The sequence below is a fragment of the Actinosynnema sp. NPDC049800 genome, assembly GCF_040656635.1.
Taxonomy (GTDB): Bacteria; Actinomycetota; Actinomycetes; order Mycobacteriales; family Pseudonocardiaceae; genus Actinosynnema.
In genome coordinates, this window is the sequence record NZ_JBFAMT010000023.1 from 99,195 (window position 1) to 118,088 (window position 18,894).

Here is an 18,894-nt window from a genome sequence, read left to right on the forward strand (position 1 = left end):
CTCCTTTCGGCTTCCAGCCGGGAGAGGAACCTCGTCATGGACCACCGCATCGACCGCCGTTCCCTGCTCCGGCTGGCGGGCGTCGGCGCGCTCGGCCTCGCCGTCCCGTCCTTCCTCACGGCGTGCGGCGGCGGCGCGTCGGGTGGCGGCGTCTCCAACGCGGGCAAGGACCTGGCGCCGTGGCCGACGTACGTGCCGTTCGCCGGTCCCGCCCCGGACGCGCCCGGCGACGACTCCGGCGTGCAGCCGCTCTACCTCAAGTACCCCGAGCGGCTCGTGCGGTCGGTGGACGGCCCGGTGGGCGACGGGTCCGACGTCACGGTGATGGTGCTGTCCTACGGCGCGCCGCCCAAGCCGGTCGGCGAGAACCAGTACTGGCAGGCGATCAACCAGGCGCTGGGCGTCAACCTGAAGGTGATCGTGGTGCCCGACCCCGAGTACGGGCAGAAGATGGCCACGCTCATGGCGTCGGGCGGCGACCTGCCGGACCTGATCATGTTCTCGAACCTGGCCCTGCCGCACGCGGCCGAGTTCGTCCAGGCCCGGTGCGCCGACCTGTCGGAGTACGTCGGCGGCGACGCGGTCAAGGAGTTCCCGAACCTGGCCAACCTGCCCACCTACGCCTGGCAGGGCATGGGCCGCATCGGCGGCCGGATCCACGGCATCCCGCTGGAACGCCCGATGCCGGCCAACAGCCTGTTCGTCAACCGGTCGGCGCTGGACGCGGCGGGCATCCCGAAGGACTGGACGACCGAGCAGTACCTCGACGCCATGAAGGAGCTCACCGGCGACCGCAAGTGGGGCGTCGGCTGGTTCAAGACGCTGTTCGGCGGCCTCGGCGGCATCACCTACCACGCCGGCTCGCTCGGCGCGCCCAACACGTGGTCGGCGAACGGCGGCGCGTTCACGCACACCATCACCACACCGCAGTTCGAGCAGGCTTTGGAGGTCATGCGCAAGCTGGTCGAGGCGGGCACGCACTACCCCGACAGCCTCACCGTCAGCTCCACCGACATGCAGAGCCACTACCACAACGGCACGGTCGCCACGATGAACGACGGCTTCGGCTCGGTGAGCCTGTCGACCCTGAAGAAGATCAACGGCCGGTTCGCCCTCGACCTCGGCCGCCCGTACGGGCCGCAGGCCACGCCGTGGCAGGGTCCCGGCGTGTTCGGCTACGTCACGTTCAAGAAGGCCGAGTCGGCCCGGATCAAGCTCCTGCTGCGCATCGTCGACTACCTCAGCGCGCCGTTCGGCACGACGGAGTACGAACTCGCCAACTACGGCGTGGAGGGCAAGCACTTCACCAAGGACGCCGACGGCATCAAGACCACCGACCTCTACAGCCAGGAGAACAACTCGCTGCTGCCGACCAGGTACGTCGGAGCCGCGCCGGCCGTGCTGCACCTGCCCGGCTTCCCGGACGCGGCCAAGGCCGTGCACGAGTGGCAGAAGGCCACCCTGCCCCGCAGCGTGCGCAACCCCGCCACCGGGCTCCGCTCGGCCACCGAGGCGGGCAAGGGCGCCCAGCTCAGCCAGATCCTCGGTGACGGGATCGCCGCGATCGCCTTCGGCCGCAAGCCGCCGTCGGCCTGGCCGGACGTCGTCACCCAGTGGCGGCAGGCAGGCGGCGACCAGGTCGCCGAGGAACTGGCGAAGGAGCACGCGGCCAACCAGTGACGCCCCTGGAGCTCCAGCCCCGACCGACAACGCCGGTCGGGGCTGGGGCTTCGACGTCCTCCGGTCACGCGGGCAGGCGGTCGCCCACCAGGGCGAGGCACTGGATCGCGGCCAGGCCGTACTGGGCGGAGGCGTTGGTGCTCAGGTCGGCCTCGTCCACCGGCTTGAGCACGTTCGGCCCCTCGACCCGCCTCGACCGGAAGTCGTGGTCCTCCGGGTAGCCCGCGTGGCCCTTCGCGAACTCCGCCCACGCCCGGTCGGCGAGCTTCGGGTCGCCGAGCTTCGCGGCGGCGTAGGCGGTGAGCCGGGAGTGGGCCTGGCGCAGGTTCAGGCTGCCCCACGACTGGCCCGTCTCCGCCTGCTGCTCGGCGGCGGTGCCGTTGTAGAGGCGGCAGTACTGCAGCCACGCCCGGGTGAACGCCTCGTCGCCGGTGAGGGAGATCAGCTCGCTGCACAGCTCGACCAGGCCGAACACCGCGCCCAGCGAACCGACGCTCACGGCGGGCCCGGTCGGCTCGAACGTGCCGTCGTCGAGGTCGTACAGGCCGCTGCCGCGCGCGAACCCGTTGGGCATCGCGGCGATGGTGCGCATGCCGTTGAGCAGCTTCTCGCGGGCGACCGGGTCGCCGCCGCGCTCCCACTCGGTCAGCCAGGCGAGCGCGAGGCCGCTCCAGTCGGTGCCGGTGCTGACGCCGAGGGCGTGCGGATCGGGCTCGTACGGCCCCGTGCGGATCTTGCGGATGGGGTCGAGGGCCAGGAACGTCCGGTCGGCGTCCACGAGGTCGCGCATCAGGTCGCCGACGCGCTCGTCGGCGGTGAGGAAGTAGAGGAAGCGCCGGTAGCCCGCGTTGCTGATGCGCGCCTGCTTGGCGCTGTCGGCCCAGTGCTGCACGCCGTGCCGCGTGCCGAGGTCGCGCCACTTGCCGAGGTGGTAGACGTCGACCTCGCCGGTGTGCCGCGTCATCGCCTCGGCGAAGCGGAACGCCTCGGCCTTGCCGGTGCGCAGGTAGTGGTACCAGAGCCACAGGTCGGTGGACAGCTCGGAGTTGTCCCACGCGTAGCCGCCGACGTCGTAGCGCCACACGTGCCGGTCGCCGTCGTAGCTGTGCATGGTGTCGCCGTAGTCCCAGAAGCCGTACCAGGACCGCTGCTCGACCTGCCCGCTGTGGTACTCGAACAGCAGGTCCAGCCGGTCTTCGATGCGGGCCTTCGCCGGGGTCGAGCGGTCGACCGGCGACCAGTCGCCGAACACGCCGGCGGCGTGCAGGTGGGCGGGCGGCGCGACGATCAGCGGCGGCGTGCGCACCGCGTCGGCCAGCTCGGCGATCCGCTCCGCCGCCGGCGTGGACTCCAGCGCCCAGAACACCAGCTCCGTCGTGCGCGCGATCCCGTACGGGGTGCCGAAACCGGGTTCGTAGTCCTCGTAGGTGATCTCCAGGCCTTCGAGCTGCTCCGGATAGGTGTCCTGGCCGAGGCCGTCGTGGTAGAAGCGCAGGTCCATCGGCTCGGCGTCGGGCGACCACAGCCACAGGGTGACCTCGGCCGTCTCGCCGGCCGCGCCCCGGACGTCGAGCTGGGTGGGGTGCAGCTGCCAGAAGTTGCGCATGCCGAAGGCGAAGCCGCCGCCGGGGCCGCCGACGTACCCGAGCCCGCCCGCCCGGCCGCCGGCGTCGACGGGGATCCAGCCGTGGCCCGCTCTGGTGCGCTTGCGGAGCTGGAACCCGTCGGCGGAGAGCTGGCGCAGCGAGTAGTCGCCGAAGGTGGGGATCAGGTGCAGCCGGGAGGAGACCCTGGTGTCCCACGTGGACACCGGAGGGGTCGCCTGGCCTGCCACCTGTGCCCGGCGGACCGCCGCGCCGGGGTCGCGGCGCAGGCCGGTGATGCCGCGCACGGCCTCGGCCAGCACGCCGTCACCGGGCCCGGCGAAGCGCACGTACCGGTTGTGGGGCTCGTCGCGCATCGGCACCTCGAACCGGATCCCCAGGCCGCGCACGAAGTCCTTCTTCTCGTCGCCGTCGTAGGCGAAGCTGTGCACGGCGCGGACGCCGTCGCTGCCCGCGTAGAAGTACAGGCGCACGGTGAACGGCAGCCACGTCCGGTTGCCGTGCCGGTGCCCGCCGTCGATCCGGACGACGGCGCGGACCGGGCCGGACTGCTCGACCGTGACCTTCTCCGTGCGGCCGGTGAACTTCTCCGCCTTCGCCACGCCGCCCTCCTCGTCGACCGGCCCGTCCTGCCGCAGGCACACCAGGCGGCCGTCGCGGGCGATCTCGCGGTCGCCCCGGAACAGGCCGCGCACGAGCCGGTCGCCCTTCTTGGGGATCACGCACCGGAGGACGCCGGTGCTCACCTCGACCTCGTCGCGACGGTCCGCGACCTTCACCGCCGCCGCGGGCACGGCGGGCGTGCCGGCGGTCAGCACGTACGCCTCGGCGGGCGGCGCCTCCGCGCCGATGGCGTGCGCGGTCCACTTCAGCGAACCGTCCGGCCAGTACGCGGTGGCCCACGTCTGCACGGGCACCGGCTGTCCGGCGCCGGTGCGCAACGCGAACGCCTGCCCGTTGGGCACCGCGCCCCTCGGCCACGGCACGCCCCAGGTGGACCCGGCGGCGAGCTGCTTCGGCGTGCCGCCCTCCAGCCACCTGAGCGGGACGCCGTCGGCCGGTGCGCCGCTCGCCGTCGCGGGCCGCGTGCCGACGGCGGGCGCCGCGTGCGCCGGCGTGGCGCCGCGGCCGACCTGCGCGACGGCGCCGACCGCCGCCGCGCCGAGGATGAGATCACGTCGGGAGATCATCGCCATGGGTGCTCCACTCCGGCGGGTCGAACTCCGGGCAAGGGTGATGAAAACGTTTACAGCACCGTAATGCCAGCATGGGCCATCACCCCTGTCAAGATGTCCACGAACGGCGGTATACGGTTACAGGAAGGCCTCGCCGCACGCGCCCACACCGGGGCGAATCCGCCGGAATGGTGATTTGACACCGGGACAGTCCGCCGGAAACATCGCGTGCAAGCGTTTTACCAGCGAGTCGCACGACGGCAGACGGAGGCGGGATGGTTCGGCGAGCGGCGTCCGAGAACGAAGGGCCGCGGCCGACGACGATCCGCGACGTGGCCGCGCACGCCGGGGTGTCCGTCGCGACCGTCTCCCGGATCCTGTCGGGCACCTACCCCGGCGCGCCCGCGACGCGCACCAGGGTCCTGCGGGCGGTGCGCGAGCTGGACTACGTGGCCAACGCCAACGCGCGCGGGCTGGCGGGCGCGAGCAGCCGCAGCGTCGCCATCATCGTCAACTCGGTCGTCTCGCCGCACTACGCCCACGTCGCGCAGGGCGTGCAGACCCAGGCCGCGATCGAGGGCAAGCTCTGCATCGTCGGCACCACCGGGAGCGACCCCGAGCGGGAGCTCGCCACGGTCCAGCTGATGCGCGAGGAGCACGCCGAGTGCGTGATCCTCGTCGGCAACGTCGTGGCGGACCAGGCGTACCGCGACCGCATGGCCGAGTACGCCCGCGCGCTGGCGCTCGCCGGTTCCCAGCTGGTCCTGTGCGGACGGCCGCCGCTCGGCCCCGACGTGCCCGCCCTCGTCGTGGAGTACGACAACACCGGCGGCGCGTACGCCATCACCAGCCACCTGCTGTCCGCGGGCCACGACCGCATCCTGTTCCTGGGCAGGCGCGACAACTACACCACTCCGGAGAGCCGCGTCGCGGGCTACCGCAAGGCCCTCGCCGACCACCACGTGGAGCACGACCCCGGGTTGGAGGTCGAGGGCAGCATGGAGCGGCACGAGGGCTACCGGATGATCAGCGAGCGGCTCGCCGCCGGACCACCCGACTTCACCGCCGTCTTCGCCGGCAACGACCTCATCGCCGCGGGCGCCCGCCAGGCGTTGCGCGAGCACGGCCTGAGCATCCCCGACGACATCTCCATGGTGGGCTTCGACGACCTGCCGCCGGCCGCCGACATCGGCCTCACCACCGTCCACGTGCCGCACGAGGAGCTGGGCCGCACCGCCGTGCGCATGGCGCTGCAACGCGGACGGGACAAGTCGGGCACGCCCGAGCGGGTCATGCTCGGCACCCACATCGTCGTGCGCGACTCGGTGCGCCCCGTCGTGCGTTCCGGTTCCCGGCCGTGACCGGGGTCGGGCCGTTCGACCGCACGCGCTTCGACTACTCGCCCTGGTCGTTCTGGGACGAGGCCGACGAGCCGGCGCGGCAACGCCAGCGGGACCTCCGGCGGCGCCTCGTCGAGCAGCGCGGCTACGAGATCGGCGAGCGGTGCTTCCTCTCCGAGCTCGCCTCCGTGCAGAACGAGGAGCTCACCCTCGGCCACGGCGGCTACGTCGCCGCGGGCGCCTACCTGAGCGGGTCGCTGCGCGCCGGCCGTGACTGCTCGATCAACCCGTACGCGGTGGTGCGCGGCGACATCCGCCTGGGCGACGCCGTGCGCATCGGCGCGCACACCTCGATCCTCGCGTTCAACCACACCTTCGACGACCCCGACACGGAGGTGTTCCGGCAGCCGCTGCGCTCGGTCGGCATCACCGTCGGCGACGACGTCTGGATCGGCTCGCACGTCGTCGTCCTCGACGGGGTGACGGTCGGCGACCGGTCGGTGATCGCCGCCGGCGCCGTGGTCACCAAGGACGTCCCGGCCGGCGCGGTCGTCGGCGGCAACCCGGCCAAGGTCCTCCGCCGGCGCGTGCCCGCCCCCGCGCCACGACCCGACGACCTCGTCGGCCGGCTCACCGCGTTCGCCGAGACCGCCCGCGCCCAGGCCGAGCAGGTGCTGGAGCGCTGCTGGAACCCCGACCTCGGGCTGTTCGCCGACCGACCGGGGTCGACGCCGACCGTCCGCGCCCAGTGCGACGCGATCGAGGTCGCCGACCTGCTGCTCGGCCGCGCACCCGACCAACTGCCCGCCCGAGCCCAGGTCGACCGGCTGCGCGGCTGGCAGGACCCGGAGACCGGCCTGGTCGGCGTGCTCCCGGACGGCGGCACGCGGCCGACCGGGGCCGACCTGTCCGACCCGGACACCGCCTACCACGTCCTGTCCGTCGGCTACGCGCTCGACCTGCTGGGCAGCGGCTTCCCCGAGCCGATCCGCGCCGTGTCCCGGATGACCGCCGAAGAGCTGGTCACCGACCTGGAACGGCAGCCGTGGACCACCGACGCCTGGTCGGCGGGCGCCCGGGTGGACGCGCTGGGCACCGCCCTGCACTGGAACCGGCGGCGGGGGACCCCCAACGCGCCGGGCACGACCGAAGCCCTCTTCGGCCGGCTGGTCACCACCGCGGACCCCGACACCGGCATGTGGGGCAGGCCGTCGCCCGACGACGGCCTGCGCCGACTCGTCAACGGCTACTACCGGGCCTCACGCGGCACGTTCGCCCAGTTCGGCGTGCCCGTGCCCCACCCGGGACGCGTCGTCGACACCGTCCTGCGGCACGTCCGCGACCCCCGCTTCTTCCGCCCGGACCGGCAGGACGCGTGCAACGTCCTCGACGTCGCCCACCCGCTCTGGCTGACCCGCCACACCGGGCACCGCGCCGACGAGGTGCTGGAGGTCGCGCGCCGGCTGCTCGGCGACGCGCTGGGCCACTGGACCGGCGGCGCGGGCTTCGGCTTCCGGGCGCCGCACCCCACGACCGCCGGTCTCCCCGCCACCGCGCCGGGCCTGCAGGGCACCGAGATGTGGCTGGCGATCGCATGGCTGCTCGCCGACCTGCTCGGCCTGGCCGACGTCCTGCCCTACCGGCCGCGCGGCGTGCACCGACCCGAACCCGCGGTCAGCCCGTCCTGACCGACGCGCGGTCGACCTCGGCGGCGACGGAGGCGCGCAGGTGGTCGCGGCGCAGCACCGACAGCACCGCCATCAGGGCCGCCACCAGGGCGAAGCCCGACGCCGCGGTGAGCGCCGCCAACGGGCCCGCCGTGCCGACGACCACGCCCGCCACCAGGATGCCGACCACGCCCGAGCAGGTGGTGACCGCGCCGACGGTGGCCACCACGCGTCCCCGGACCGCGTCCGAGGTCCTGGCCTCGACCAGGCCGTTCAACGTCACGTTCTGCACCGAGCCGCACGCGCCCGCCACCAGCCACGCCACCGCGTTCACCACGAGGTGCGGCAGCTGCGCGGGTGCGGCCAACGCCAGCGCCAGCACCAGGTTCGCCGCGGCGAAGGCCGCGACCAACCCGCGCGTAGTGGTGACGCGGCGGGTCAGGTCCGCACCGAGCAGCAGGCCCGCGGTCCAGCACGCGAGCACGGCGCTGTAGGTGAACTCGTTGCCGCCGATCGGGCCGAAGACCAGGAACACCTGGTTGACCAGCGCGATCGCCACGGCCACGCCGACCACGGCCTGCGCGACGACGCGCCCCAGCAGCAGCCGGTCGCTGCGCAGCAGCACCCAGCCGCTCCACTGGCCGCCCGGCGTGGCCGCGCCGTCGTCCCGCCGGGGATCGCGGTCCGCCCGCAGCCACACCACGACCAGCGCGAGGTGCGTGAACGCCGACACCGCGTCGAGCATCACGGCCCACTCGACGCCCGGCCCGACCGCGATCACGCCGCCGAGCACGATGCCCGCCACGGACCCGGCGTTCTGCGCCGACGACAACGCCGCGTGGCCGCGGGCCGCGCCGTCCTCGCCGGTGGCCACCGGGATCAGCGCGGACGCGCACGTCCGCACGACGACGCCGCACACGCCGAGCAACGCCACCAGGCCGTGCAGCACGGGCAGCCGCACGTACCCGAACAGCAGCCCGACCAGCAGCAGCACCTGGGCGAACACCGCGACGACGAGCAGCAGCCGGTGGGGGAACCGGTCGACCGCCCACCCGGCGAGCGGTGTGCCGAGCACCACGCCCAGCGCGACGGCCACGAACAGCCCGGCCACCGCGGACGCGCCCGACCGGGCCAGCTCGGTGGTGAACCCGACCAGCGTGAGCTGCGCGCCGAGGGCGGCCACCCCGGACCCGCCCACCAGCACCGCCAGGTCCCGGTTGTCCCGCAGATCGCCGAGCACTGCGACCATTCCGCTCCCCCGCCGCGTCGCCGGTACGGACCGAGGCGTCCACCTCGCGGTGCCGATCATGCCCGAAGATCACCTCGGCCGGCGGCGCGGTGGGTCAGTCCGCCCGGACGACGGCCAGCGGGCACGGCGCGTGGTAGACCATCGCCTGGCTGGTGGAGCCCAGGAGCATGCCCGTGAAGCCACCGCGGCCGCGGCTGCCGACGACCAGCAGCTGCGCGTCCCGGCCCGCGTCGAGCAGGGCTTTCGTCGAGCGCTCGCGCACCACCCGCCGCTCGACCACCACGTCCGGGAACTTCTCCTGCCACCCGGCCAGCCGTTGGGCCAGCAACTGCCGCTGCTGCTCCTCCATCTCGTCCCACTGCACGCGCACCTTGTCGGCGTAGGGGGTGCCGGCGAGCAGCGGCGTCCAGGCGATCAGCGCGGTGAGCGTCGCGTCCCGCGCCGACGCCTCCTCGAACGCGAACCCGATCGCCGCCTCACCCGCCGGGGAGCCGTCCACGCCGAGCACGACCGGGCCGGTCTCCGGGTACGGGCCGCGGACGACGACCACGGGGCTGTGGCCGTGCGTGGCGACCGACACCGCCACCGACCCGACGATCATCCCGAGGAACCCGCCCAGCCCCTGGGAGCCGAGCACGACGAGCCGGGCGTCGCGGGACGCGGCGATCACCGCGGCGGCGGGCTGGGCGGCCACCACGGACGTGCGCACCTCCGGCACGAGGTCGCGCACGCTCGCGGCCGCCGCCTCCAGCCACTGCCTGCCCTGCTCCTCGAACGCCTCCCGCACGTCGCGACCGCTCAGCACGATGTCGGGGTAGCCGCGCTTGGGCAGCAGGTAGGCGTGCACGAGCTGGAGCGGCGCCCGGTGCCGTGCGGCGGCCCCGGCCGCCCACCGCACGGCCGTCAGCGCCGACTCCGAACCGTCCACCCCGACCACGATCGGGCCACTCATCACAGGTTCCCTCCAGCCGACGTCAGCGACACCCACACCATCCGACGGCGGGCGGCCGGCCGCACTTCGGCGCCGGGGCCGCACCCCCCGTTCGGCGAACGCCTCCCGGTGTCGGGCCCGCCCGATACGATCGGCGCCGTGGACCCCGCCGACGACCTGCTGGCCTGGGCGCCCCCGCCCGGCTCGAGCGGTGCGGCGCCGGCCGTCGCGCTGCCCGGCTACAGCGACTTCCGGCTCGTCGCGCACGGCGGCGAGGGCACCGTGTACCGGGCCACGCAGGACGGGCTCGGCCGTGACGTCGCGGTGAAGGTGCTCGACGTGACCGACGCGGACACGGTCAGCCGGTTCCACCGCGAGCTGGAGATCACCGTCCGGCTCGGCCGCCAGCACCCGCACATCGTGACCGTGCTGGACACCGGGGTGATCGGCGGGCGGCCGTGCATCGTGATGGAGTACCACGACCTCGGTTCGCTGCACGACCGGTTGCGGCAGCGCGGGCCGCTGCCCGTGCACGAGGTGGTCGCGGCCGGGATCGCGGTGGCCGACGCGCTGTCGTTCGCGCACGGCCAGGGCATCCTGCACCGGGACGTGAAGCCGCAGAACATCCTGGTCCTGCCGACGTCCTACGTGCTGGCCGACTTCGGCATCGCGCGCGGCGCGGACGCGGCGCACACGGCGTCGTTGCAGCTGGTCAGCTACCGGCACGCGGCGCCGCAGATGGTGGACGGCCGACCGCCCGCCGCGGCCGACGACCTGTGGTCGCTGGGTTCGACCCTGTTCACGCTGCTGGACGGCGAGCCGCCGTTCGCGTCGGCCAACCCCGGCGAGGACACCATGCTCGCCTACCTGGGGCGGGTGCGCGAGGCGCCGCCGAGGTCGCTGCTGCGCCGGGACGTGCCCGCCGAGCTGGTCGCGATCATCCTGCGGTGCCTGCGCAAGGAGCGGGAGGAGCGGTTCCCGGACGCGGCGGCGGTGCGCGCGGCGCTGGCGGCGGTGCCGACGTGGACGCCGCAGTCCACAGTGGACCCGGAGCACACGGCGGCGGTGCGGCGGGAGGTGCCGGAGCACTACCCGGAGGGTCCGACCGAGCTGCCGGACTTCGGTCCCAGGCCGGTGGTCGAGGCGGCGGCGGAACCGGTCGTCGCCGCGCCCGAGCCGGTGAGGACGTGGACCGAGGACCTGGCCGACCTGACCGTCCGGCACAACGCCGAGCGCCGCCCACCCGTGCCGCCGCCACCGCCGCCGTTGGTGGAACTGCCGGAGCCGCCGCCGTCCCGGCCGCGCCGGTCGTGGAAGCTGGCCGGGGTGAGCGCGGTGTTCGCCGGAGTGGTGGTCGGCGTGGCGCTGAACCTGCCCGGCCGGTCGGAGCAGGCCGCCGCGCCGCCGTCCACGGTGGCCACGACCACCACCACGACGGCGGTGACCACCACGACCGCCAGCCTGCCCGAGGGCGGCGATCCGCGGTTCACGCCGGTGCTCAAGCGGCTGGAGGACGGCGGTGACCGGATCGAGCTGTTCTGGACGGATCCGAGCGAGGGCAACGCGCAGTTCGTCGTGGTCGACGTGACGGGCTCCGCGGCGCGGCCGCTGGTGACCGTGGCGGCCGGTGCGACGTCGCACGTGCTGGAGGGCTTGGAGCCGAAGGCGCCGCAGTACTGCTTCCAGGTGCTCGCCATCGGTCTCGACGACCCGGCCACGCAACGCGGCGCGTCAGCCCGCACGTGCGCCGTGCGCAACGGCTGACGCCCCGCACCCGCCCAACGGCTGAGACCTCAGCCCCAACCGTTAACGCCGCACGCTAACGCCGCAGTCGCCCTGCCCACGCCTGCCCGCTAACGCCGCCGCAGGGGCCGCGGGTCGACCGCCCAGAACATTCTGCGGTACCAAGGCACCCCACGCCGCAGCCCACCGCGCACCTGCCGCGCCAACGACCACGCCGACGTCCCGCCCGCGCGCCCCGCGGCTCCCGTCGTCATCGCCCCGCGTCCCATCTCCCCGGAGTGACCGGCCGCCGCTCCCGTGGCCACCGGCTGACCGGCCGTCGGTCCCATCGCCAAGGGCTGACCGGCCGTCGCTCCCGCCGCCACCGGGTATCCGACCCGGGGCCGACCGGGGTCCGGGGCGAAGGCCGCGTAATCCGCCAACCGGGCCAACTCCAGCGCCGGCGCCGACCCCAGACCCGCCGCGATGTCCGGCGCGGTCCGATCCGGGGGCGGTGTCCGGCCGGCCAGCAACAACCCGTCCAGCACGTAGGCCCAGGCGCCGGTCGCGCCTTCGGCCCGCAGCCGGTTGCGCCGCACCAGCCGTGCCAACCCGAGCACCAGCAGGATCAGCACCGGCACCCCGCCGAGCACCGCGTACCCGATCCACCGCTGCGAACCGGCCGACGTCGCCTGCGCGGCGACGGGGCTCGACGGCGTCACCAACGGCGGCGGCGCGGACAGCGGCGTGCTGGTCGGCGTGGCCGTGACGGACGCCAACCGGTCGAGCACCTCGCGCTTCTGCGCGGCGCTCGACCCACCCGACGACACGCCCGACACCGGGTCGAACGGCACCCAGCCCCACCCGGCGAAGTACACCTCGGGCCACGCCGTCGCGTCGCTGCCGCGCACCACGCGTTCCTCGCCGTCCGCCGGCTGGAAGCCGACGACCACCCGGGTCGGCAGCCCCACCGCCCGCGCCAGCACCGCGAACGCCGACGCGAACTGCTCGGCCGTCCCCGCGTTCGCGCCGGGCTCGCCGGGACCGCCGAACAGGAACCGCTCCAGCCGCGCGTACGACGACCCGACGGGCGCCTGCGCGTCCGGCGTCCGCCCCTGCTTCACCACCTGCTCGATGGCCACCGCCCGCTCGTACGGCGACCGGGCGTTCTGCACGATCTGCCGCGCGTACTCCGCCAACGAGTACGGCAGCCCCGGCAGCTCCAGGTAGCGGCCCGCGTTCGTCGGCACGGTGGCGTCCAGCAGGTCCGCGTCGTCGGGCACGTCCACCACGCCCCGCACCCGGTACGACAGACCGGGCGTCAACTCGTGGCGCAGCACCAAGGACCCCGAGTCCGGGTCGACCATCGCGCCGTCCAGCGTCACCGCCGTCGGCCGACCGACCGTCGGCAGCCAACGACCGCCCAGCTCGCCGACGGTGATCTCCACCTCGGCCTCGTCCACCCGCGCGCCCGACGGCAGGTCCGGCTCCGCCACGGCCCCGATCGGCCCGTACAACGACGCCGCCCGCCACGCCGCGCCCGAGTAGTCCGACAACGCCACCAACCGCACCGCCCGTTCCGGACCGCGCACCCGGAACAGCTCGGTGTCGCCCAGGTTCGCCCACGACGCCAATTGCGGCAACGGGCTCGCCACCCCCAGATCGGCCACCGGCGGCTCCACCAGCTCACGCGGCTCGAACGCCTCACCGGACGGCAGGAACACCGCCAGCGCCGCGACCACCGCCACCGGCACGGCGGGCAACCCGAGCAACATCCGGCCACCGGCCTCCAGCCGGTCCACCACCAACCACCCGACCGCCACGAGCGCGATCAACACCACCGCGACCACCCCGTGCCGATCCGCCCGCCCGGCCGTCAACAGCGCCGCGCACGTGTAGAGCACCGCCGCGCCGACCACAGGCGCCAACAACGCCCGCCCCCGCCCCACCACCGCCAGCACCACGACCAGCGACACCCCGAACACCAGCAACGCGCCCGGCACCAGCAGCTCGGGCGTGGCGGGCGCGGGCCGTGCGGCGGTCAGCAGGCGCGGCACCAGGTCCAGCAGCACGGGCACCGGGTCGGTCGAGTCGATCGCCGAGCCCTTCGCCACCCAGTACCCGCCGACCAACGCCAACACGACCAGCGAGAACGCCACCAACCCCGAAGGCATCCGCCGCCACCGCAACAGGGGCAGGCACGCGAACGCCACGACGGCCGCGCCCGCGAACACCAGCGAAGCCGTGAACCCCTGCCACCCCGAGCCGAGGTGCAACGCCGCCACCACGACCAGCAGCGCCGCCCAAGCCACCCGGGCACCACCCACACGGGCATCACCCACAGGGACACCGCCCACACCGCGGGTCGCGGCCGCCGCACTGCCCGCCCGGGCAGCGCTCACGCCTCGGCCACTCGCACCTCGGGCGGCACTGCCCACTCCGGCGGCACCCACACCTGCTCCAGCGGCGCTGCCCACGCGGTCGGCGCTCACACCCTCGGCACCCGCACCTCCACCGGCGGCACCCACACCTCCACCGGCGGCACTCGCACCTGGGGCACTCGTACCTCCACCGACGGCGCTCGCGCCTCGGGCGCTCACACCCGGGGCACCTCGGGGGCTCAGACCGTCATCCGCACCTCCACCGTGGGCGCTCACTCCGTCATCCGCAGGCCCGCGCGCGTTCACGCGCCCACCGCCCCGACACACCCGAGGCCGGGGCGCCGCGCCTCCATACTTCCGGCAACAAAATCGGCGATTCCATTCATCCCCGGAGCCCATGACGCTATCGGGTGATCTTCCAAGGGTCGGCCGGGCAAGGGTCGGCCGGGCAGGGCAGGTCGGATAGGCGCGCCAGGTGGGGTGGGGAGGTGATCGGGTACCTGCGACAGCTGCACGCTCACCGCGACACCGCCGTGTTCCAGGCGTCCAACAGCCCTTCTGCCTTCGCGTCACGCAGCAACAACACCGACCCGACCGCCGAGATCGGCCGCACCACCTCCGGATCGACCACCAGCACCACCCCCACCGACGCCCGCCCCGCCTCCAGCATCAACGCCGACAGCTCGGCCTTCGCCCCGCACACCACCGCCACCACGTCCAAGTCCCGGATCGGCAACGAACGCACCACCGCGCCACGATCAGCCGCCTTCAGATCCGCCAACGCCGCCAGCACCACCGACGCGTCCGCGTCCACCGCACCCGGCGGCAACTCCACGTCCACCGCACCCGACGACGACACCAGCCGCACGGGATGCCCCTCGGCGATCGCCACCGCCACCAGCGACGCCGCCACCTCCACGGCGTCCTCGAGGTCCTTGGCCTCCGCATACCCGTCCGCGTGATCGTCGAGCACCACCGCCAGGTGCGGACGAGCCGGATCGGCGTCCTCCCGGATCATCAGCGTCCCGGTCCGCGCGGACGTCGCCCAGTGCAGCCGCCGCAAGTCGTCACCCGGCACGTACTCCCTCAACCCCACCAGGTCCGTCCCACCGCGCTCCACCCGCTCGTCGGCGCCGACGTGCCCACGCCGCACCCCACCGGGCAGACCGCGCACCGGCAGCACGCGCGGCACCACGCGGACCTCCACCACGTCACCCACCACCGTCCGGGCGTGCGCCAACCCGGCCAACCCCCGACGGCTCAACGTCAACGGCCCGACCTTCAGCAAACCCCGCGCGTGCGTCGGGATCGGGTACTCCACCTTCACCTTCTGCCCCGGCGCGAGCAGCGGCAGGTCCACCGCCACCGCCTCGCCCGCCACCTCGTCGGTCGCGTCGAACACCACCGGGAAACGCCGGCTCGTGCCCGTCAGCTCCACCACACCCGTGCACACGCCCAACCGCTGCACGGTCCTCGGCCGCACGACCCGCTTCGGCGCGACCTGGGCCCGCGACAACACCGACACCACACCCGCCGCCACGAGCACCAGCAACGCGATGCCCAACCCCGCCACACCCGGATAACGCCACCACAACCCCAAACCCGCCAACGGCACGCCCGACAGCACCGCGCCCAGCCCCCGCGCGGTCAGCCGCACCCTGGTCATCGCGCGGCCGGTCTCGGCACCGCCACGCCCGCCAGGACGTCGGCCAGGACCTCCTCGGTCGTCGTGCCCGCCAACTGCGCCTCGCGGGTCAGCACCAACCGGTGCGCCAACACGGGCACGGCCAGCGCCTGCACGTCACCCGGCACCACGAAGTGCCTGCCCTGCGCCGCCGCGTGCACCTGCACGCACCGCACCAGCGAACGCAGACCACGCGTGCTCGCACCCAACCGCAACCGGCCGTCCCCGCGCGACGCGACACCGATGTCGCTGATGTAGCGCAACAACGGGTCCGCCACGTGCAGCGTCGCCAGCCGACGCCCCTGCTCCGCGACGACGTGCGGGTTGGTCACCGTCGGCACCGCGCCCACCTGCCCCGCGCCGCTCCCGGGCCGCAGCACGTCGATCTCGTGCTCCGCCGACGGGTAGCCGATGGACGTGCGCAGCATGAACCGGTCCAACTGCGCCTCGGGCAGCCGGTACGTGCCGTCCAGGTCGATCGGGTTCTGCGTGGCCACCACCAGGAACGGCGCCGGCACAGCGTGCGCCACCCCGTCCACGGTGACCGTCCGCTCCTCCATCACCTCCAGCAGCGCCGACTGCGTCTTGGCGGCGGCGCGGTTGATCTCGTCCGCCAGCACGACGTTCGCGAACACGGGCCCCGGCCGGAACCGCACCTCACCGGTCTGCGGGTCGTACACCGACGTGCCGGTGACGTCCGAGGGCAGCAGGTCGGGCGTGAACTGCACCCGGCGCGACACACCGCCCAACGCCCCCGCCACCGCCCGCGCCAACGTCGTCTTGCCCGTGCCCGGCACGTCCTCCAGCAGCACGTGCCCACCGGCGAACATCGCGACCAGCACGAGGTCGACCACGTCCCGCTTGCCCCGCACCGCCGACTCGACCGCGTCACCGAGCCTCGCGTGCAGGGCGCGGAACGCCGCGATCTCGTCCTCGCCGATCGCCGGCACCGCCGTACTCGTCACTTCTCGCCCCTCATCGCTCCGACTCGTCGCGCCGCATCCGCCGGTTGCGCAAGGTCAACAACCACGCCGTCGCCAACAACCCGATCCCGCCGCCGACCAACTGGTTGCTCTCGTCCGACTCCGGCACGCTCAACGGCTGGCAGATCCGACCACCACCGCAGTTCTCGGGCGGGTCGCGCACGAGGACGGGATAAGGCTTCGACCTCACCGGACCGGACAGGCCGTGCGCCAGCACGACGAGCGAGTTCGTGCCGAGGTCCACGTCGATCGTCACCACGCCGCCGGAGCATGCGATCGGCACGCTGCTCCCGTACGTCTCGTTGACGACCTCGCACGTGCCGCTGTGGTTCGCCCAGTCCGCCGGGGGCGCCGTGGTCACCCTCCGCTCATACCGGTGAGCGCCCAGACCGACCGTGCTGATCACGGTCGCGCCCGCGCTCGGCAACGGTGGCGGTGGCGGCGTGGTCGTCGTCGTAGTGGTGACAACCACGGGCGGTTGGGTCGTCGTGGTGACCACCGGCGGCTGAGTCGTCGTCGTCACCACCGGCGGCGGCTGAGTGGTCGTCGTCGTCCCGGCCGCCGGCCGAATCGTCCACGACGCCGTGCCCGCCTCACCCACCCCGAACCGGTTGTAGGCCGCCACCGACACGTCCAACTTCCCGCTCGCGCAGAACGTCGACCCCGCGCACGGCAGCACCAGCTCGGCCGAAGTGCCCGCCACCCGCGTCTCCCGGGAACCACCCGAGAACCCGCCGGTCCCCGCCACCTCGTACCCCGTGATCGGCTCACCGCCGTCCGGCACCGCGCTCCAGCTCACCGCCACGATCACCGACGTGCCGTTGTTGCTGCTCTGCGACACCGTCACACCCGCCGGACGCCCCGGCGCCGCACCCGACACACCGGCACTCGGCGTCGTCGTCGTCACCGGCGCGACAGTCGTCTCCCGGCCCTGCGTGTTCTGGCCGTTGCCCCGGTTGTCCCGCGCCGGCGGCTCCGGGCGCGGCGGCGGAGGGCTCGGCACACTCGGGATCGGCGACCGCTCCGGGTCCATCACCGGCAGCTCGGGACTGCGGATCACCACGTCCCGCGTGCGGCCATCGGAGTCCACGATCACACCCGAATCGGCACCCGGCGCGTTGATGAACAGCTTGCCGTCGTCGAACACCAGCGCCGGGTCGCCCGACCCGCCCGTCCGCACGTCGTCCGCGCCACGCTTGCCCATCCGGTCCAGCACCACGACCTTGCCCGAACCCAGGCACGGCACGTAGACCCGGTCGCGGAACACCGCCGGCCGCCCGGGCTTGGGACAGCCGAACTGCCGCATGTCCACCCGGACCACCTCGTCACCGCTCACCAGCACGACCACCGACGCGTCCGGCACCGACGCCGGCACCAGGCCCGTCGGGCTCGTCTGCGCGGCCAGCACCTCGCCCGTGAACGACGCCGTGCTCGCGGTGAGGTCGCGGCCGGTGCCGTCGCGCACCACCACGCCGCCCTCCAACCCGAGCAACGTCACGCCACGCTCGTGCGGCACCAACGCCGTGCGCGGCCCGGCCCCCGACACCGCCTTGTTGGTCCGCTCCAAGAACTTCAGGTCTTCGTCGGACCACTCCAACGAGTGCAGGTTCCCACCGTGGTCGACGGCCCAGATCACACCACCGTCGTCCGCGACCACGTCCGCCAACGGCTGCCCGGCGAGCCACGGCGAGCCGATGTCGGCCAACGTCACGGGGTCCGCGTTGTGCACCGAACCGGCCGCTCGGTCGACCACGAACACCCGGTCGGACGCGATGAGCACCTTCGCCGACGGCCCGGGAGGCGCCTGCCTGCGACCGGAGGAGAGCAACGTGGCCAGGTCGATCACGGTGATCTGGCCGGTGCGGCGGTCGAGCACGATCAGCTTGTCGTCGGACTGCGCGATCTCCAACTGCGCGTCCGCCCCGCTGACCTGCAACCGCGTCTGCGGCTTCCCGGAACTGGGGTTGACCTGCACGACCTCGCCGCGCTGGTCGTCGTTCAGCCAGGTGAGCCCGTCGGAAACCTCGACGGCCGTGCGCGAGATGCCGTCGCCGAGAGCGGCTCCGACCAGCAACAACAACCCTAACGCGGCGGCGCTGACACTGGCCGACTCCCGCCGGCCCGCGCCGATGGCCCGACGCGCGATCCTGCCCAGCTTGGCTCCCACGGGCGGGATGTTAACGGCCCTGTATGACAATTCTGAGACAACTCACCAGCCTGCTCCGCTCGGCCCACGCCCCACTCGGCCGGATGCGTCCACATCGGACCAACCCTCCCCCACACGCGGTACTACCCCACCCCACCAACTCCACGCCCACCCCACCGCCACGCCCGCCTTTCCCAACAGCCACACCCTCACTTCGTCCACCGCCACGCCCTTCTCCCAACAGAAGGGCTTCGTGTCATCCCGCCGACCTGGCTCCGCCCTACCGCGCGTGTCAAGGGGGCACCTTCCACCCCGACAGGAACGATGGGCTG

At 73.7% G+C, this 18,894-nt stretch carries 11 protein-coding genes; 4 read left to right on the forward strand and 7 right to left on the reverse strand.

Going from position 1 to position 18,894, the window contains the following annotated elements; all coding sequences use genetic code 11:
* Nucleotides 1-36: 36 nt before the first annotated feature.
* The gene (locus tag AB0I91_RS24935) at nt 37-1,680 is read left to right on the forward strand and encodes an extracellular solute-binding protein (protein WP_498778564.1); all 1,644 of its coding nucleotides are present in this window, start codon (nt 37-39) and stop codon (nt 1,678-1,680) included.
* Between the two features lie 64 nt (nt 1,681-1,744).
* Here AB0I91_RS24935 and AB0I91_RS24940 read toward each other — a convergent pair whose 3' ends face one another.
* Complete coding sequence (locus AB0I91_RS24940; RefSeq protein WP_499639082.1) at nt 1,745-4,480, reverse strand: exo-rhamnogalacturonan lyase family protein; 2,736 nt, start codon at nt 4,478-4,480, stop codon at nt 1,745-1,747.
* Between the two features lie 254 nt (nt 4,481-4,734).
* On the opposite strand from AB0I91_RS24940, the gene AB0I91_RS24945 reads away from it, so the two are divergent.
* Both AB0I91_RS24945 and AB0I91_RS24950 read left to right on the forward strand, forming a co-directional pair.
* A complete protein-coding gene (locus AB0I91_RS24945; RefSeq protein ID WP_498778566.1) occupies nt 4,735-5,820 on the forward strand; it encodes a LacI family DNA-binding transcriptional regulator in 1,086 nt (361 codons plus the stop codon).
* Nucleotides 5,817-7,487: an acyltransferase gene (locus AB0I91_RS24950; RefSeq protein ID WP_499639084.1), complete on the forward strand. Its 1,671-nt coding sequence runs from the start codon at nt 5,817-5,819 to the stop codon at nt 7,485-7,487. Before AB0I91_RS24945 ends, AB0I91_RS24950 begins: the two co-directional genes overlap by 4 nt.
* Here AB0I91_RS24950 and AB0I91_RS24955 read toward each other — a convergent pair.
* A complete protein-coding gene (locus tag AB0I91_RS24955) occupies nt 7,474-8,715 on the reverse strand; it encodes an MFS transporter (protein ID WP_499639086.1) in 1,242 nt (413 codons plus the stop codon). The two genes, AB0I91_RS24950 and AB0I91_RS24955, sit on opposite strands and share 14 nt — an antisense overlap.
* 94 nt (nt 8,716-8,809) lie before the next feature.
* Nucleotides 8,810-9,667: a universal stress protein gene (locus AB0I91_RS24960; RefSeq protein ID WP_499639088.1), complete on the reverse strand. Its 858-nt coding sequence runs from the start codon at nt 9,665-9,667 to the stop codon at nt 8,810-8,812.
* A 138-nt stretch (nt 9,668-9,805) separates the two neighbouring features.
* On the opposite strand from AB0I91_RS24960, the gene AB0I91_RS24965 reads away from it, so the two are divergent.
* Complete coding sequence (locus AB0I91_RS24965) at nt 9,806-11,410, forward strand: protein kinase domain-containing protein (RefSeq protein ID WP_498778570.1); 1,605 nt, start codon at nt 9,806-9,808, stop codon at nt 11,408-11,410.
* A gap of 89 nt (nt 11,411-11,499) precedes the next feature.
* Here the strand turns inward: AB0I91_RS24965 and AB0I91_RS24970 are convergent, their stop codons facing one another.
* From AB0I91_RS24970 to AB0I91_RS24985, 4 genes are all read right to left on the reverse strand, one after another.
* On the reverse strand, nt 11,500-13,680 hold the full coding sequence (locus AB0I91_RS24970; protein ID WP_499639090.1) for a transglutaminaseTgpA domain-containing protein: 2,181 nt from the start codon (nt 13,678-13,680) through the stop codon (nt 11,500-11,502).
* A 586-nt stretch (nt 13,681-14,266) separates the two neighbouring features.
* On the reverse strand, nt 14,267-15,415 hold the full coding sequence (locus tag AB0I91_RS24975; protein WP_499616374.1) for a DUF58 domain-containing protein: 1,149 nt from the start codon (nt 15,413-15,415) through the stop codon (nt 14,267-14,269).
* Nucleotides 15,412-16,398, reverse strand: coding sequence for an AAA family ATPase (locus tag AB0I91_RS24980; protein ID WP_499639092.1), 987 nt, complete (start codon nt 16,396-16,398; stop codon nt 15,412-15,414). Before AB0I91_RS24980 ends, AB0I91_RS24975 begins: the two co-directional genes overlap by 4 nt.
* Nucleotides 16,399-16,408: 10 nt before the next feature.
* The gene (locus AB0I91_RS24985) at nt 16,409-18,583 is read right to left on the reverse strand and encodes a hypothetical protein (protein WP_499639094.1); all 2,175 of its coding nucleotides are present in this window, start codon (nt 18,581-18,583) and stop codon (nt 16,409-16,411) included.
* Nucleotides 18,584-18,894: the final 311 nt, after the last annotated feature.

Bases quoted from the DNA above. Each gene is read 5' to 3' on its own strand.
- AB0I91_RS24945 (WP_498778566.1), top strand. From the start codon at position 4,735: ATGGTTCGGCGAGCGGCGTCCGAGAACGAAGGGCCGCGGCCGACGACG.
- AB0I91_RS24935 (WP_498778564.1), top strand. From the start codon at position 37: ATGGACCACCGCATCGACCGCCGTTCCCTGCTCCGGCTGGCGGGCGTC.
- AB0I91_RS24960 (WP_499639088.1), bottom strand. From the start codon at position 9,667: ATGAGTGGCCCGATCGTGGTCGGGGTGGACGGTTCGGAGTCGGCGCTG.
- AB0I91_RS24975 (WP_499616374.1), bottom strand. From the start codon at position 15,415: ATGACCAGGGTGCGGCTGACCGCGCGGGGGCTGGGCGCGGTGCTGTCG.
- AB0I91_RS24940 (WP_499639082.1), bottom strand. From the start codon at position 4,480: ATGGCGATGATCTCCCGACGTGATCTCATCCTCGGCGCGGCGGCGGTC.
- AB0I91_RS24955 (WP_499639086.1), bottom strand. From the start codon at position 8,715: ATGGTCGCAGTGCTCGGCGATCTGCGGGACAACCGGGACCTGGCGGTG.